Below are 15,536 nucleotides of genomic sequence, written 5' to 3'. Positions count from 1 at the left end.
ATAAGACGGGCGCGTCCACGCCCGGTCAGTCGTCTCAGAACATGCCGCCGGAGAAGGCGAACAGCAAGGCCAGAAGCATTGCCGTGCGATCCACGTCGTTGATGCGCACGCGGCCGTCCGCCATCGCCAGCGTGCCGTGCCAGTAGCCGGCCTCGGCATCGCGACGGACCCAGCCATCCGCAGCCAGGGCATGCAACTGCGCGTCCAGGTCGATATCGGGATACGCGGCGTCGAATTCGGCCACCCATTCCAGCCCGAGTCGCAGATCGCTGTCCAGCCGCAGGGTCTCCAGCGGGCGGGTCGTCAGACTTTGCTGCGTGCCATGCAGGCCGAGCTCGGCGTCCAGCGCGACCTGCCGGGGCGGCTCGTCGTTCAGCGACGCCCGCAACTGGATCGCCGGCTGGTGTTCAATCATGCCGCCCAGGGCATCGATCATCGCCGAACCGATCAGGGCATTGCGCTGCTCGCCCTCGATGCCGCGCGCGTCGACCGCTTCCAGCTCGGCCAGAAACTGCAGCATGCTGGGACGGTCCCAGCGCAGGATCGCCGCCTGCAGGTCCAGGGCCGTGAGCGTCAGGGCATCCCCCGCGCCATCATCCACCCGGGCGTGATCGACCTGCAGCCGCAGGCGCGAGTCCATGCGGTCGTTGTTCGTATGCTGGAAGGCGTCGAGGCGGGGGCGCTCCAGGTGAAGGCGGGTCGCCTCGCCCTCACGCAGTTCGATCACGGCCGCCGCCAGGCCGCCTTCGTAGTCCGGCAGCCGCCCGAAGACCCCGTCGGCATCGGCCTCGAAAACCGTGGCATAACGTGCCTCGCGCGCCTCCCACGAGAAGCTGTCATCGGACAATCTCGTTTCCGGCAGGTCCAGGCTCACCAGGATCTGCTCGGACGACCAGGCGAAGCGCCCCTGGCCCGCCGCAAGATCCAGCCACAGCGGACCGCCCACCGTAGCGGCGTGTTCGGCCACCTCGGGCACGCTCATCAGGTCCATGCGCAGATCGTCGAACGCAATGCGGGTGGTCACGCCACCGCCGATCCCCGAGCGCGAATGCACCTGCAGATCCAGCGAGCGCAACAGGTGGGCGAGCAGCGAGTCTTCCGGGGCGGCCAGGGTATCCAGATCCACGAAGGAATCACCGCGCGCCCCCAGCAGGCCATGGCGCACAGCGTGTACCAGGGGGATCTCGAAGCGCCCGTCGGCATCCTCCAGGATCAGCCGACTGCGACCGCTGGCGGCCAGGTAGCCGCGCTCGTATTCGAGCATCTCGTGACGCAGATACACCTCGCCAAGCTGAGCCTCGTGTGTCTCGGCGACGGTACCCTCGACCTGTGTGCCGACCACCACCGGCCAGATGGCCGCCACTGCCAGCACCACCACCGCAAGAACCACCCACTTACGCATTGCGCCTCCCTGCGGCCGTGCCGCGCCGTGATCCCCGCCGTCGGCCGGGGCTATTCATCCAGAAATCCCACGTCGCCCAGGCCATGCCGCATCACCTCGGGCGCGTCGCCGGTCAGATCCACCACGCTGGTGGCCTCCAGGGTCCCGGCGCCGCCGTCAATCACCAGATCCACCACCTTGCCCAGGCGCTCCTCGATCTCCCAGGGCTCGCTCAACGGGACTTCATCCCCGGGGAGTTGCAGGGTCGCGGACATCAGCGGCGACCCCAGCTCTTCCAGCAGCGCCGAGACAATCGGGCTCGCCGGCACGCGCATGCCGATCGTACGGCGCTTCGGGTGCTGCAGCCGCCGCGGGACCTCGCGGGTGGCGGGCAGAATGAACGTGTAGGCCCCCGGGGTCAGGGCCTTCATCAGGCGAAAGGCGGTGTTGTCCACCTTCGCGTACACGCCCAGTTCCGAGAGATCGCGGCACAACAGCGTCAGGTGATGGGTCTCGTCCACCTGACGGATGCGGCGAATGCGATCCGCCCCGGTCTTGTCGCCCGGCAGGCAGGCCAGCGCATAGCAGGCATCCGTCGGCAGGGCGATGACGGCCCCCTCCTGCAGCTGGTCCAGGACCTGCCGTATCAGCCGGGGCTGGGGATTATCGGGGTGGATCGAGATCATGGGACAAGTCGGTGCGGTGATCGGCCGCGCAGTGTAGCGCATCCATCGGCGCGCCCATAAGAACGAGCCCTTAAGGAGACGCTGATTGAATCGCGCGCTCGCGCTCGAGTCGCTTTTGCGTGCGAACAAGGCGCGGTGACTGCCGTGCAGTCACTCTGCACAAGGGAGCCGCAACGCCGTGCGCGCGCAAAAGCGGCCGAGCCCCTGCTTTGAATGGTTTGTGGGGTTGGTGCCCCCTGTTCCCCGATCCTGCGTTGCGCCGCTTGCGGGTAGAACCACTACCCGCTGCTCGACGCGCCTTGTCTCGGAAAACAGGGGGCACCAACGCGAGCGCGCGATTCAATCAGCGTCTCCTTAACGGCATCCGGCCGCCGACATCGTTAGACTGGTGCCCTTACCGAGGAGAATGCCGATGCTGTACATGATCCAGGGCGAGGATGCCCCCGATTCGCTGGATGCGCGCCTGGCCGCGCGCCCGGAACACGTCGCCCGGCTGCAGGCCCTGCGCGACGACGGCCGGCTGATCCTGGCCGGCCCCTGCCCCGCCATCGACAGTAACGACCCGGGCCCGGCCGGCTTCACCGGCAGCCTGATCGTCGCGGAGTTCCCCTCGCTGGAGGCCGCACGCGAATGGGCCGACGCCGACCCCTACGTGGCGGCCGGCGTGTACACCACGGTCGACGTGCGCCCGTTCAAGCAGGTGTTTTGATGAAGCGGCGCATCCTGACCACAGCCCTGAGCGCCCTGGCCCTCGCCGGCCTGCTCGCCGCCTGCGACACGCAGGACCAAGCCACGCCGGAGTTCACCGGTGACGACGTCACCACGGATACCGGGGACGCCGATATCGTCGCTATCGTCAACGGTGAAGCGATCACCCGCGCCGACCTGTTCGCCTACGCCGGCATGGACGAGGATCCCGGCCCGGCCGCGAGCGACGGCACGCTGGAGGAAGTCATCAGCCTTGAGCTACTGCGTCAGGAGGCGGTCGCCCGCGGGCTGGATACCGATGCCGAGACCCGACGCATCCTGCGCATGGTCGAGACCAACCTGCTGGCTTCGCTGCTGATGGAGCGCATCACCGCGGAGCTCGACATCACGCAGGCGGACCTCGAGGCGGAGTACGACCGCCAGATCGAGCAGATCCGCGGTACCGAATATCGCGCTCGGCACATCCTGGTGGAAGAGGCGGAACGCGCCCGCGAACTGCTCGAAGAGCTGGAGGCCGACGCGGACTTTGCCGAACTGGCCGAAGCCCATTCCACCGATCCGGGCTCGGCGGCCCGTGGTGGCGAACTCGGCTGGTTCGCCCCGGAACAGATGGTCCCCGCGTTCAGCGAGGCGGCCATGGCGCTGGAACCGGGCGAGACCACCGCGGAACCGGTCGAGAGCCGCTTCGGCTGGCACATCATCCGCCTGGAGGAAACCCGCGATACCCCGGTCCCGGAACTGGAAGACGTGCGCGCCGAGCTGATCGAGATCCTCGAAAGCCGCGCCATCCAGGAGTATCTGGAGGCGCTGCGCGAAGACGCCGACGTCGAGATCCCGACCCGGCCCGCCAACCAGTAAGGCCGGAACGCTGTGTACCCAACGGGTACGCCGCGTCCGTTTCAGTGCCCGTCGTGCCCGGCCTCGTGGTCCATGCCGCGAGCATCTCCGTCCATCATGTGCCCGCGGGAGTGGCCCTCACCGGCACCCTCGCCCCGCTGCACCCGGGCATGAATCGCCATGGTTTCGCCGTCGGCAAACTCCAGGATCACCGGGATCCAGTCCCCCGCCGTCAGCGGCTCGTGCAGGCCGATGAACATCAGATGCAGTCCGCCCGGCTCCAGCACCAGGGTCTCGCCAGCCGGGAGTTCCAGGCCGTCGACCTGGCGCATGCGCATCACGCCATCCACATGGGCATGCTCGTGTAGCTCCACCACCTTCGCGATGGGCGCCTCCGCCGCAACGATCCGATAATCCTGATCGCCGCTATTGCGGAGCACGAAGTACCCCCCCGTCATGTCGCCCGGCATCAGGCGAATCCACGGCGTCCCCTCCATCTCCAGACCATCGCGACACTCGCAGATCTGCGGCGCCTCGGCCAGGACCGGAGCCGCAACGCCGCCCGCCAGCAAACCCGCCGCCAAAAGCCCGCCAAGAAACTGCTTGGATCCCTTCATCGCCTTTATCCTCATTTAAGCAAAACGTAATATTGGCACAATAGGGACTGACCGCAACCGCGGGGGTTCCCCCACAAACCGCGATGGTATGATGTGACCCGCTGCGGGAACCTCCGGCCCGCGCGCGTCTCCAAGCGACGAGCCATACCCGGCTTGCCAGTACCGCGAACAAATCGAGATACCCATGCCGCGCGCCCTCCGCCGAGCCATCCTCCCTGTCCTGATCCTCGCCGTCGCGGTGGTGGGCTTCATGATTCTGCGCGCGACCGGGCCCTCGGCCCCGCCGCCGGAGGCCAGCGAACGCACCTGGCCGGTGCAGGGTCTGACCGCCGAGCCCGGCACCCACCGCCCGGGCATCATGCTGAACGGACGCAGCCAGTCCGCCCGCGATGCGCTGCTGCGTGCCGCGGTCGAGGGCGAGATCGAAGACGTGCCGGCGCGCGCAGGGCAGCGGGTGGCGTCGGGCGATGCCCTCGTCCGCATCGACCCGCGCGAGGCCCAGCTCCTGCTGGACCAGCGCGAGGCCGAACGCCAGGAACTGGAAGGCGCGGTCGAGAGCGAGGAACTGCGCGCCCGCTTCGACCGCGAGGCCCTGCGCCGCGAACGCGAGCTGCTGGCAATTGCCGAACGCGGCCTGGAACGGGCCCGCGACCTGCGCGGACGCAATCTCGGTTCCGAATCCGACGTCGATGCCGCGCGCGAACGCCTGCAACAGGCCAGCATCACCGTGGACAGCCGCGAGCAGGCCGTGGCCGATGCCCCGATGCGCCGGGCCCAGGCCGAGGCCCGCCTGGCGCGCGCCCGCGCTGCCGAGGCGCAGGCCGCGATCGACCTGGAACGCACCACCATCCGCGCGCCCTTCGATGCCCGCGTCGTCGAGGTCGAGGTCGCCACTGGCGAACGCGCCCGGCCCGGGGACCCGTTGTTGCGGCTGTACGCCGTGGATGACCTGGAGATTCGCGCCAGCCTTCCGGAACACCTGGTCGCCCGGGTCGCGGCCCTGCTGCAGGAGGGCACATCCCTCCCCGCGCACGCGACGGTCGGCGGCCACGAGATCGAGACCGAGCTCGCGCGCCTGGAGGGCGAGACCCGCAGCGGCGACTCCGGGCTGCGCGGGGTGTTCGAGGTTCGCTCGGGCGGCCAGCGCCTACCGCTGAATCGATTCGTCGAGCTGCGCCTGCAGCTGCCCGAGGAGCCCGACAGCCTGGCCGTTCCGTTCGAGTCCCTGTTCGGGCGCGACCGCGTGTTCCGCGTGGTCGACGGCCGCCTGGAGTCGCTGCAGGTGGACCGTCTGGGTGACTTCATCGACGCGGACGGCAACACCCTCGCCCTGATCCGCAGCGACGCGATCGCCGCTGGCGACACCCTGATCGCCACCCGCCTGCCGAATGCCGTGGATGGCCTGCGGGTCGAGGTTGAAGAACAGGATTCCGGCCGATGAGCGAATCGGAGACCGGCAGCGCGCCGGAATCCGGGCAGCCCATGCCTGGTGGCGGCGCGCAGGAACACGACGGGCCTCCACGCGGCCCGATCCAGCTGTTTCTGGAGCATCGCCTCGCCGCCAACCTGCTGATTGCACTGATGCTGCTGGCCGGGGCCTTTGCCCTGACCAAGCTGAATACCCAGTTCTTCCCCAACTTCGAACTCGACTTCGTGACCGTCGAAGTGCCCTGGACGGGGGCCAGCGCGGAGGATGTCGAACGCGCCATCGTCGACCCGCTGGAGCAGGACCTGCGCACCGTCGACGGCCTGCGCAACATGACCTCCACCTCGGCACTGGGCATCGGCGTGGTCACCATGGAGTTCGAGGCCGGGACCGACATGACCCTGGCGCTGGAGCAGGTCAACGACCGTGTGAACCAGCAGCGCAACCTGCCAGAGGCCGCCGAGACCCCGGTGGTCACCCGCATCATCCGCTACGAGCCGGTGGCGCGGTTGCTGCTGACCGGCCCCGAGGACCCGCAGCAACTGCGCATCCTCGCGCGTCAGTTCGAACGCGAACTGCTGGATGCCGGCATCGCGCGCATCGAGTTCACCGGCCTGACCGAGGACGAGATGGCCATCCAGGTGCCATCCGCAACGCTCTACCGCCTGGACATGACGCTCGCGGATATCGGCGAGCAGATCCGCGCCATGGCGCAGGACCTGCCGGCCGGCTCGGTGGGTCGCGACGACACCGCACGCCAGATCCGCAGCCTGGAGCAAGCGCGCGACATCGTCAGCTTCGAGCGCCTGGTACTGCGCGGCGATGGCGAGCTGGGGCGCCTGACCCTGGGCGATATCGCGACCCTGGACCTGCGCCATCGCGACGGGCAGGTACGCGTCCGCGCCAACGGCCAGCGGGCGATCGAGATGCAATTGCTGCGCTCGGAGACCGGCGACTCCCTCGCCGCCGCGCAGGTGCTGGAGGACTGGCTGGCCGAAACCCGCCCCGCCCTGCCGCCCGGGGTTGATCTACAGGTCACCGATGCCTTCTGGGAGCTCCTGTCCGAGCGCATCACGCTGCTGCTGAAAAACGGTCTGGGCGGCCTGTTGCTCGTCCTGGCAATCCTGTTCCTGTTCCTCAACCGCCACATCGCCCTGCGCGTGGCACTGGGCATCCCGATCGCGTTCACCGCCGCCTTCGTTGTGCTGTGGGTGGTCGGCGGCTCGATCAACATGATCTCGCTGTTCGGCTTCATCATGTCGCTGGGGATCATCGTCGACAACGCCATCGTGGTCTCGGAGCACGCCTACAGCCTGCACCAGCGCGGAATGTCGGCCAGCCGTGCCGCGCGCGACGGGGCCCGGCGCATGGTCGGCCCGGTGATCGCCGCCTCGCTGACCACGGTCGCCGCCTTCCTGCCGCTGATGCTGATCGGGGGGATCATCGGCAACATCCTGTTCGACATCCCGCTGGTGGTGATCTGCGTCATTGTCGCCACCTTGCTGATCGCCTTCCTGATCCTGCCTGCACACCTGAAGGGCGTGATGCACCGGCTCAAGCCGCCGCGCCCGGGCAGCCTGCGCGAGCGGTTCGACAACGGCTTCGAGGGCTTCCGCAACGGCGCCTTCCGCCGCGCGGTCACGGTCTCGGTCAATCATTCCGGCACCACTCTTGCCTTGGCCGTCGGCGCTCTGATCCTGGCCATCGGCCTGGCCGCCAGCGGGCGCATCGGCTTCACCTTCTTCCCGTCGCCGGAGGGCACCATCGTCAATGCCGGCGTCAACTTCGTCGCCGGCACCCCGCCGGAGCGGGTGGAGGCCTTCCTGATCCACGTCGAGCAGGCCCTGGCGGAGACCGAACAGGAGCTCGGCGGCGACCTGGTGCGCGCCTCGGTGACTCGGCTTGGGCGCGGGATCGACCCCGGCGACGGCAACGCCCCACGCGGCGACCAGTTCGGCAACATCCAGGTCGAACTGGCATCGCCGGAACAGCGCGAGGTGCGCAACCGCCAATTCATCCAGGCCTGGGAGGAGCGCGTGCGCCAGGCCCCGGGCATCGAGAATTTCAGCATCGACGAGCGCCAGACCGGCCCGCCCGGGCGCGATCTGGAAGTGCGCCTGACCGGCGATGATCCGCATGTGCTGAAGAACGCGGCCCTGGAGCTGGCGGACATCTTCAACGACTTCGCCGGCACCTTCGCGACCAACGACGACACCCCGTTCGGCCGCGAACAGCTGGTGTTCCAGGTCAAGCCGGAGGGCCGCGCCCTGGGCCTGACCACCGAATCGGTCGGTGCCCAGCTGCGCGACGCCTTCGACGGCCACCTCGCCCAGCTCTACCAGGACGGACTGGAGGAGGTCGAGGTGCGCGTGCGCCTGCCGGATCACGAGCGCCATTCCAGCGAGAGCCTGGAGCGGCTGAACCTGCGCCTGCCGAGCGGCGAATTCGCCCCGCTGGGCAGCGTGGTCGATCTGCGCTCGCGCCAGGGCTTCGAGACCCTGCGCCATGCCGACACCCGCCTGGCCATCCAGGTCTCCACCGAGGTCGACCGCAGCGTGAACAACGCCGCGCGCATCCGCGCCGCGCTGGAGGACGGCCCGCTGGACGACCTCGCGGCACGCTACGGCATCGAGTATTCCTTCGAGGGGCGTGCAGCCGACCAGGCCGAGACCTTCGCCGACATGCGCACGGGCCTGATCCTGGCGCTGGGGCTGATGTACATCACCCTGGCCTGGGTCTTCGCCTCCTGGGGCTGGCCACTGATCGTGATGGCGATCATCCCGTTCGGCATCCTCGGCGCCCTGCTCGGACACTGGATCCTGAATGTGGAGCTGACCATCCTGTCGCTGTTCGGCCTGTTCGGCCTGACCGGGATCGTGGTCAACAACTCGATCATCCTGGTGAGCTTCTACCAGGGCCTGCGCGAGGCCGGGCTGGCCCTGCAGGAGGCGATCGTCGAGGCCGCCTGCCAGCGCCTACGCGCGGTGATCCTGACCTCGGTCACCACCATCGCCGGCCTCACCCCGCTGCTGTTCGAACGCTCGGTCCAGGCCCAGTTCCTGATCCCGATGGCGATCTCCATCGTCTTCGGCCTGGCCATCGCCACCGTGCTGGTGCTGTTCGTGATCCCCGCCCTGCTGCGCCTCTACGAAGGCCGCTTCGACCGCGGCGCCACCACCACCCACCACGCCACCGAATAGTCCTCCGGGGCCACCCGTGGCTTTGTAATACCACCACGAAGCGCACGAAGAAGGGCCAGGTCAAGGTCAAGGGCGGGTTGCACCACAGAGGGCACGGAAGGCACGGAGAAATGCGATGGCGGGCCAGGGGGCCGAAAAGCTGGGGCGAGAAGAACGGTGAGTGGTCCAGTCAGACCAGTGGCGGGCATTGATGCGCTTCCTTTGCGCTCCACGGCATCCTGCCCGGTTCGAAACTGTCTTCGATTTTCTCTGTGTACGCCGTGTCCTCTGTGGTGCAATCGCCCTTCGTCGTGCCTTCGTGCGCTTCGTGGTTGATCAAACGAGACCGGCCCGACGGCGTGTACTCAGCCGACGGGCTATACTGGATTCGTATGTTTGAAGGGAGTTACACGTGACTGCATCCCTCGCTCTCGACCAAATGACCACGACCGAAAAGCTCCGCGCCATGGAGGAGCTGTGGGAAGACTTGGCGCGTAATCCGGCGGATGTCCCGGTCCCCAATTGGCATCGCGACGTGCTGGAACAGCGCCAGGCGACCGCTGCCAGCAGTGAGGCCCGATTTCGCCCCTGGGACGACGCCAAGCGACGCCTGCGCAACGGGTAACGGCCTGCCTTGCGCTTGATCGAACTCCTCGACGCGGCGGAAGAGGACCTGGCCCGAGGTGCTGCGTTCTACACCTCCCGGTCACCTGGGCTGGGCGAGTATTTCCTCGATGCCCTCTTTTCCGACATCGACTCCCTGCTCCTGTACGCCGGCGTGCACGAGCAGCATCATGGTTTCCATCGTCTGCTGTCCCGCCGCCTCCCCTTCGCGATCTACTATCGGGTCGATGACGAAATCATCCGCGTCTACGCCATCCTCGATTGCCGCCAGGCCCCGGGTCATCTCGCCACACGCCTGAGCGATCCAGACGAGTAGCTCGAATTTCCACCACGAAGCGCACGAAGATACGAAGAAGGGCCTTCGTGTGCTTCGTGGTGAATCAAACCGCCGCGGCCTGGCGGCGGTCGGCGAGGCGGATGGGAATGGATGCCAGCAGCCCGGCGAGGAACAGGAACAGGCAGAACAGGATGGCGTTCTCGAGGCCCAGCCAGACCTGGAGCAGCCCGATGCCGAGCAGGCCGAAGATCGCCGCGGCCTTGGACGCCAGCCCCCAGAACCCGAACCAGCGCCCGGCCTCGCGCGCCGGGACCATCAGCGCCACCAGGGCACGCCCGGCGGACTGCGCCGAGCCGAGGCAAAGCCCGGCCAGGATGCCGACGCCGAGGAACACCATCTGCGCCTCCACCGGCCGTCCCAGCAGCACGCTCAGCCACTGGGCGATGGTCGGCGTGGCAAAGATCGCCAGCACCGCCAATGCCCAAAGCACCAGCGTGATGCGATAGATGCGCACCGGCCCCGCACGATCCTGCAGGAACCCGAAGCCCACGGCACCGATCACCGCGGTGATCTGGGTCACCACGAACATCATCACGCGCGTCGGCTCGTCCCACTGGATCACCTGCGCGCCATAGATGAAGGTGAAGGCGATGATGATGTAGATCCCGGCCATCACGAAAAAGATGGACACGAACAGGGCGCGCAGGTCGCGGCGCTCGCCCAGCGTGACCAGCGAGGCCTTCACCCGCTTCCAGCCGAGCCCCAGCTGGACGTTGCGGGCCATGCGCCGCCGGGTGCCGCGCTCCTTCAGGAACAGGAAGGTCGGCAGCGCCGAGACCAGGAAGAACGCGGCCGCGAATGGCCCGACCCAGCGGATGCGCTCGAAGTTCTCCGCGCTCACCTCGCCCAGCAGCCCCAGGGCAAAGGCGGTCGCCACCAGCCCGCCGATATACCCGAGCCCCCAGCCCAGCCCCGAGATCCAGCCGAGCTTCTCCGGTGGCCCCAGGTCGGGCAGGAAGCTGGCGATGAAGGACTCGCCGATGGCATAGCCGAAGTTCGAGGCAATGATCAGCGCCATGCCGAAGAACACCAGCCCCGGTTCGACGAAGTACAACAACGCGGTGGTGATGATCGTCAGCACCCACGAGGCGGCGAGGAAACGCTTGCGCGAGGCGGTGGCATCCATGATCGCCCCGGCAAACGGGGCGGCCACGATCACCATCGCGTAGCTAACCGCCAGGGCCACGCTCCACAACAGGTTACCGAGGCGATAGTCCGGGGCGTCGCCGACGATCACGCGCGTAAACAGGTCGCCGAAGATCACCGTGATGATCAACAAGGTGTAGGCCTGATTGGCGAAGTCGAACATCGCCCAGCCGAAAATCTCGCGCCGGGGGGCGGGCGCGTTCTCGGGATGGCGCCGAATCAGCGGCATGCAGGAATCTCGGGGGTCATGACGGGCCACATGCTAACCCACCTCCTCAGCGCTCGCGGATCACGACGGCATCGCCGTCCGTTTCGACCGCGAAGTGCTCGAGGAAACTGCGGCCCAGACGCGAGCGCGGCAGTGCATCGTCGGGCAACACGATCGCACTGACCCCCGAACGGCGTAGCGCGCCCACCTGCAACTGCTCGATCCGGACGCGCTGCCCATGCTGCGTGCCCCGGACGTCGCGGATGCGCACCGAGCGCCCCTGATCGGCGTCAATCCCGGCCTGCTCGGCATCGGTCTCACGCAGCAACACCGAGTCAGCCTGCGCATCGACGACGACGGTAACGGCCGTACCGTTCACCCCGGCGGTCAGCGCATGCTCGCCGCGCGAATCCCGATGCACCCGCACCTCGACACCGCCCTCCGCCGGCCCAATCGGCCGCGCCGGGGCCGCCCGTTGCTGCACCCGCAGCTCATGCTGTCGGCCGCCGTACTCCACCAGGGCCGCGCCCGGGCGCGTGCGCAGGACCCGCACACCGCCCGGGCCGGACTCGCCGGTGGAGACCACGGCGCGCTCGTCCCCCACGGACAGCACCGCGCGATCCCCGAACACCGCATGCAGACGCAGTTCCTCCGCGGCCACAGAGGCCGGCCACCACAGCATTAGCCACACCGCCAGACCGAGCACGGCCGGCGAACAGTATCGAGCGAGACGAGTCCAAGTCATTCCGCTGTTATAGCGCCTCCGGCTGAACGAAACCGGAACACCAGGCGACATCCCCGGCGCCTGCTACCATCAGGGCGTGCATATCCTTCTGGAGCCCCCGTGTCCCGTTCATCCTCGTCCGCCGTGTCCAGCCCACTCCCGACCCGGCATATCGCCCTGCGCCATGCCTTTACCGTGACGTTGCTGGTAATCGGGCTGTGGCTGATGCACATGAACCTGCGGGTCCTGCCCGAGGCCGGGGTGATGGCGCTGTGGATCGGCGTCACCCTGCTGATCGCCCATGGCGGCTTCCGGCGCCACCGGGTACGGCGCGCGGCCTTCCTGCGCGGCTACCTGGAGCCGACCAGCCAATGGCCTCGCCGCCTGCGGGGCGGGCCGCTGATGGCCCTGCGTCACCTGATCATCGGCGCGCTGCTGGGCGGACTGCTGCTGATCACCCTCGCGCGCATCCCGACCCAGGAGGTCTGGGCCGCCCTGCTGGTCGCCGGCTTCGTGCTGGTGATCAGCGAGGCCCTGTTCGCCCGCCTGTTGCGCGGCCATGCCCATCCGCAGTTCGCACCGGAACTGGTCCGCCGCGGGGCCCTGAGGCTCACGGGCCTGCTGCTGATCGTCACCCTGCTGGCGCTGGCCCTGCAGGCCCGGTACCCCGACCTGACCGGCGCCACGCTGGAACAGGCGGTCTGGTTCCTGGTCCATCAGGAGGCCGCGCGCAGCCATCTGCTGGAGGCCGGGTTGCAACTCGCGGCCGCCCAGGATGCCCTGCGCCTGTGGCTGGGCCAGCAGTGGTTCCCGCAGGGTGTGGAATCCCTACCGGCCCTGCTCGGCTGGCTGCTGGTGCTCGCGGAACAGGCCTTCCTGGCGCTCGGCTTCCTGCTGCTGGCCAACGGCCTGCTGCCGCTGCGCCCGACGAACGACACCCTGGGCGACCCGCGCAACGCCCCCGTCATCGAGTAGCCCGGACCCCGCCATGCCGTCGTGCATCCCGCAAGCCCCAACCGGCACCCGGCCATGGCGATGACGGCGGGGTGGCATACGGCCTGGACCTGGCTGGTCCTGACCCTGCTGGCCAGCGCCAGCCTGTTATGGCTGGCCAGCCAGCACGAACCCCGTAACTGGGAAGAGACCGCTCCGCTGACCCTGCAACTCGGCGAGCAGCGCTACCAGGTCGAGCAAGAACGCCTCACCCGTCTCGAACGCTTCACGCTCGAATGGCTGGAAGCCGGCGACGCCGAGGCCCGGGACCACTGGCAAGGCCGCGTGGATGCCGAACTCGATGCCCGCTTCGCGGAACTGCACGACCGCGTCCCCGAGGTCGCGGACTGGTACTACTCGCTGGGCGCCGAATACATGCGCCTGTGGCTGCGCGGGACCCAGTGGCTGGGTGACGCCGAACCGGATGCCCCCGCGCGGATGCTGCGCGAACGCCTGCTGCCCGAGGCGCTGTGGGAGCGCGCCCTGCAGGACCTGGCCACCCGCGTCGAATGGGGTCTGGACGAGCAACAACGCCAGGTCCGCGACGCCTGGCGTCTGGAGCTGGCCGACCGCCTCGCGGACGCGCGCATCCCGAGCCCACCGCCGCGCGCCGGCGGGGGCTCAGCGGCCGAGATCGAACGCGGCCACGCCCTGCACGCGGCGCTGGATATCGACCTGGAGCGCTTCGACCAGCGCACCGGCCTGGCGGCCACGGCCGCCGCCGGCACCGGGCTCGCGACCCCGTTGATCGCGCGCGCCGTGCAGGCCCGGCTGGCCGCCCGCGCCACGCAGGCGGGGCTGGCGCGCAGCCTCGGTCGCGCCGGCCGCGCGGGCGCCCTTGGTGCCGGGGTCTGCGCCTGGAGCGGTCCGTTCTCGCTGGGTTGTGGCATCACCGCTGCCGGGGCCACGATCATCGGCGTGGATTGGCTGCTTCTGCGGATGGACGAGACCCGCCACCGCGAAGACCTGGAGCAGGCCCTGCACGAGGCCCTGGACGCCCTGCACGCCGAGACCCGCCTGGCCTGGCAGCAGGCCATCGCCGAGCGCGTCGAGGCCCGGCACACGGCCAGTCGCGCCGCGGTCGAGAACACCTTCCAGCCCTGGCGCCGACCAGGACCAACGTCGGGGGCTGCGTCCGGAGATGGCCACGGCCCCTCGGGGGCCTCACCATGACGGGAAAACGAGCACCGTCATCGCGAGGAGCGCAGCGACGTGGCGATCTCCGGGGGTGACCCCGGCGTCGGGCCGAGGCGAAGCGTCGGGGCTGCGTCAGGAGATGGCCACGGTCCCTGCGGGGCCTCGCCATGACGGGGACATTACGACTTGGGGCCTGCAGTTTCTCGGCAGTCGAGCAGTGCTGCGTTACACTCCGCACACCGTTACCTCGCGCCCGCGCCTACTGATGAATACGATTCCCAAGCGCCACAAGACCGTCCCCGTCCGCGTCGGCAACGTCACCGTCGGCGGCGACCACCCAGTGATGGTGCAATCGATGACCAATACCGACACTGCGGACGCCCTGCGCACCGCCGTGCAGGTGGCGGAACTCGCGCGCGCCGGCTCCGAGGTCGTGCGCATCACGGTGAACTCCGAGGCCGCGGCGAAGGCCGTACCGGAGATCCGCGAACGCCTGGACGCGATGGGACTGGACGTGCCGCTGGTCGGGGACTTCCACTTCAACGGCCACAAGCTGCTGACTCAATACCCGGAGTGCGCACAGGCGCTGGCCAAGCTGCGCATCAACCCGGGCAACGTCGGGCGCGGCTCGAAGCGCGACAGCCAGTACGCGGCCATGATCGAGACCGCCTGCGAGTACGACAAGCCGGTGCGCATCGGCGTGAACTGGGGCAGCCTCGACCAGGCCCTGCTCGCGCGGATGATGGACGCGAACAACGAGCGCGCCGAACCCCTGTCACCGGAAGCGGTGATGCAGGAGGCCCTGATCACCTCGGCGCTGGAGAGCGCGGCCGAGGCCGAACGTATCGGCCTGCCGCATGACCGCATCATCCTGTCGGCCAAGGTCAGCGGCGTGCAGCCGCTGATCTCGGTCTACCAGGACCTGGCCGCACGCTGCGACTACCCGCTGCATCTGGGGCTTACCGAGGCCGGCATGGGGGCCAAGGGCATCGTCGCCTCGACCGCCGCGCTGTCGGTGTTGCTGCAACAGGGCATCGGCGACACCATCCGTATCTCGCTGACACCGGAGCCCGGCGGCGACCGCACCCGCGAGGTCCTGGTCGCCCAGGAGATCCTGCAGAGTATGGGGCTGCGTAGCTTCCTGCCGTCGGTGGTTGCCTGCCCCGGCTGCGGACGCACGTCCAGCGAATACTTCCAGCACCTGGCGCAGGACATCCAGACCTACATCCGCCACCAGATGCCCACCTGGAAGGAACGCTATCCGGGCGTGGAGGAGATGACCGTCGCGGTGATGGGCTGCGTGGTCAACGGCCCCGGCGAGAGCAAGCACGCCAACATCGGCATCTCCCTGCCTGGCACCGGCGAACAACCGGTCGCCCCGGTCTACGAGGACGGCGAGAAGACCGTTACCCTCAAGGGCGACCACATCGCCGAGGAATTCCAGGCCCGCGTCGAGGCCTACATCGAACGCCGCTACCGCCAGACCGCCTGACGTTCCCGTTCACCACGAGGCACAGAGAACATCAGGGCCTC

At 68.6% G+C, this 15,536-nt stretch carries 14 protein-coding genes; 9 read left to right on the top strand and 5 right to left on the bottom strand.

Annotation, left to right across the window (positions count from 1 at the left end; genetic code table 11):
• Window positions 1-34: 34 nt before the first annotated feature.
• Together F622_RS0102050 and F622_RS0102045 are read right to left on the bottom strand one after the other, a co-directional pair.
• A complete protein-coding gene (locus tag F622_RS0102050; protein WP_019571224.1) occupies window positions 35-1,402 on the bottom strand; it encodes a DUF945 family protein in 1,368 nt (455 codons plus the stop codon).
• Between the two features lie 50 nt (window positions 1,403-1,452).
• Window positions 1,453-2,067 (bottom strand): L-threonylcarbamoyladenylate synthase, encoded by a 615-nt coding sequence (locus tag F622_RS0102045; RefSeq protein ID WP_018144389.1) that lies wholly within the window; start codon window positions 2,065-2,067, stop codon window positions 1,453-1,455.
• A gap of 412 nt (window positions 2,068-2,479) precedes the next feature.
• On the opposite strand from F622_RS0102045, the gene F622_RS0102040 reads away from it, so the two are divergent.
• Both F622_RS0102040 and F622_RS0102035 read left to right on the top strand, forming a co-directional pair.
• Entirely contained in the window at window positions 2,480-2,776 is a 297-nt protein-coding gene (locus F622_RS0102040; RefSeq protein WP_018144390.1) for a YciI family protein, read from the top strand.
• Window positions 2,776-3,633, top strand: a complete 858-nt coding sequence (locus F622_RS0102035) for a peptidylprolyl isomerase (RefSeq protein WP_019571223.1) — start codon at window positions 2,776-2,778, stop codon at window positions 3,631-3,633. Before F622_RS0102040 ends, F622_RS0102035 begins: the two co-directional genes overlap by 1 nt.
• 41 nt (window positions 3,634-3,674) lie before the next feature.
• Here the strand turns inward: F622_RS0102035 and F622_RS0102030 are convergent, their stop codons facing one another.
• Window positions 3,675-4,229 (bottom strand): copper chaperone PCu(A)C, encoded by a 555-nt coding sequence (locus tag F622_RS0102030; RefSeq protein ID WP_018649821.1) that lies wholly within the window; start codon window positions 4,227-4,229, stop codon window positions 3,675-3,677.
• A 184-nt stretch (window positions 4,230-4,413) separates the two neighbouring features.
• Between F622_RS0102030 and F622_RS0102025 the strand changes: the two genes are divergently transcribed.
• From F622_RS0102025 to F622_RS0102010, 4 genes are all read left to right on the top strand, one after another.
• The gene (locus tag F622_RS0102025) at window positions 4,414-5,670 is read left to right on the top strand and encodes an efflux RND transporter periplasmic adaptor subunit (RefSeq protein ID WP_018649820.1); all 1,257 of its coding nucleotides are present in this window, start codon (window positions 4,414-4,416) and stop codon (window positions 5,668-5,670) included.
• Window positions 5,667-8,855 (top strand): efflux RND transporter permease subunit, encoded by a 3,189-nt coding sequence (locus F622_RS0102020; RefSeq protein WP_019571222.1) that lies wholly within the window; start codon window positions 5,667-5,669, stop codon window positions 8,853-8,855. Before F622_RS0102025 ends, F622_RS0102020 begins: the two co-directional genes overlap by 4 nt.
• 418 nt (window positions 8,856-9,273) lie before the next feature.
• On the top strand, window positions 9,274-9,459 hold the full coding sequence (locus tag F622_RS0102015; RefSeq protein ID WP_018168555.1) for an addiction module protein: 186 nt from the start codon (window positions 9,274-9,276) through the stop codon (window positions 9,457-9,459).
• 9 nt (window positions 9,460-9,468) lie between these two features.
• Window positions 9,469-9,774, top strand: a complete 306-nt coding sequence (locus F622_RS0102010) for a type II toxin-antitoxin system RelE/ParE family toxin (protein WP_019562881.1) — start codon at window positions 9,469-9,471, stop codon at window positions 9,772-9,774.
• 64 nt (window positions 9,775-9,838) lie between these two features.
• Here F622_RS0102010 and F622_RS0102005 read toward each other — a convergent pair whose 3' ends face one another.
• The gene (locus F622_RS0102005) at window positions 9,839-11,170 is read right to left on the bottom strand and encodes an MFS transporter (RefSeq protein WP_018175995.1); all 1,332 of its coding nucleotides are present in this window, start codon (window positions 11,168-11,170) and stop codon (window positions 9,839-9,841) included.
• Window positions 11,171-11,216: 46 nt separating this feature from the next.
• On the bottom strand, window positions 11,217-11,831 hold the full coding sequence (locus F622_RS0102000; protein ID WP_019571221.1) for a TIGR02281 family clan AA aspartic protease: 615 nt from the start codon (window positions 11,829-11,831) through the stop codon (window positions 11,217-11,219).
• Window positions 11,832-11,993: 162 nt separating this feature from the next.
• Here F622_RS0102000 and F622_RS0101995 point away from each other — a divergent pair, with 162 nt between their 5' ends.
• From F622_RS0101995 to ispG, 3 genes are all read left to right on the top strand, one after another.
• The gene (locus F622_RS0101995) at window positions 11,994-12,848 is read left to right on the top strand and encodes a hypothetical protein (protein ID WP_026331522.1); all 855 of its coding nucleotides are present in this window, start codon (window positions 11,994-11,996) and stop codon (window positions 12,846-12,848) included.
• A 54-nt stretch (window positions 12,849-12,902) separates the two neighbouring features.
• Window positions 12,903-14,039, top strand: coding sequence for a hypothetical protein (locus F622_RS0101990; RefSeq protein ID WP_019571219.1), 1,137 nt, complete (start codon window positions 12,903-12,905; stop codon window positions 14,037-14,039).
• Between the two features lie 229 nt (window positions 14,040-14,268).
• Window positions 14,269-15,495 (top strand): flavodoxin-dependent (E)-4-hydroxy-3-methylbut-2-enyl-diphosphate synthase, encoded by a 1,227-nt coding sequence (ispG, locus tag F622_RS0101985; protein WP_019571218.1) that lies wholly within the window; start codon window positions 14,269-14,271, stop codon window positions 15,493-15,495.
• The last annotated feature ends 41 nt before the right edge of the window (window positions 15,496-15,536 follow it).

It is taken from the genome of Thioalkalivibrio sp. ALMg3 (assembly GCF_000381225.1).
In the GTDB taxonomy this organism is placed as follows: Bacteria; Pseudomonadota; Gammaproteobacteria; order Ectothiorhodospirales; family Ectothiorhodospiraceae; genus Thioalkalivibrio; species Thioalkalivibrio versutus.
Note: the sequence above shows the minus strand (reverse complement) of the source record. Positions and strands in the feature narration are given on the sequence as shown.

What these genes read in the sequence shown, in the direction of transcription:
- F622_RS0102015 (WP_018168555.1), top strand. Translation starts at nt 9,274, where the DNA reads ATGACCACGACCGAAAAGCTCCGCGCCATGGAGGAGCTGTGGGAAGAC.
- F622_RS0102035 (WP_019571223.1), top strand. Translation starts at nt 2,776, where the DNA reads ATGAAGCGGCGCATCCTGACCACAGCCCTGAGCGCCCTGGCCCTCGCC.
- F622_RS0102005 (WP_018175995.1), bottom strand. Translation starts at nt 11,170, where the DNA reads ATGCCGCTGATTCGGCGCCATCCCGAGAACGCGCCCGCCCCCCGGCGC.
- F622_RS0102050 (WP_019571224.1), bottom strand. Translation starts at nt 1,402, where the DNA reads ATGCGTAAGTGGGTGGTTCTTGCGGTGGTGGTGCTGGCAGTGGCGGCC.
- F622_RS0101990 (WP_019571219.1), top strand. Translation starts at nt 12,903, where the DNA reads ATGGCGATGACGGCGGGGTGGCATACGGCCTGGACCTGGCTGGTCCTG.
- F622_RS0102030 (WP_018649821.1), bottom strand. Translation starts at nt 4,229, where the DNA reads ATGAAGGGATCCAAGCAGTTTCTTGGCGGGCTTTTGGCGGCGGGTTTG.
- F622_RS0102000 (WP_019571221.1), bottom strand. Translation starts at nt 11,831, where the DNA reads ATGCTGTGGTGGCCGGCCTCTGTGGCCGCGGAGGAACTGCGTCTGCAT.
- F622_RS0102040 (WP_018144390.1), top strand. Translation starts at nt 2,480, where the DNA reads ATGCTGTACATGATCCAGGGCGAGGATGCCCCCGATTCGCTGGATGCG.
- F622_RS0102025 (WP_018649820.1), top strand. Translation starts at nt 4,414, where the DNA reads ATGCCGCGCGCCCTCCGCCGAGCCATCCTCCCTGTCCTGATCCTCGCC.
- F622_RS0102045 (WP_018144389.1), bottom strand. Translation starts at nt 2,067, where the DNA reads ATGATCTCGATCCACCCCGATAATCCCCAGCCCCGGCTGATACGGCAG.
- F622_RS0102020 (WP_019571222.1), top strand. Translation starts at nt 5,667, where the DNA reads ATGAGCGAATCGGAGACCGGCAGCGCGCCGGAATCCGGGCAGCCCATG.
- ispG (WP_019571218.1), top strand. Translation starts at nt 14,269, where the DNA reads ATGAATACGATTCCCAAGCGCCACAAGACCGTCCCCGTCCGCGTCGGC.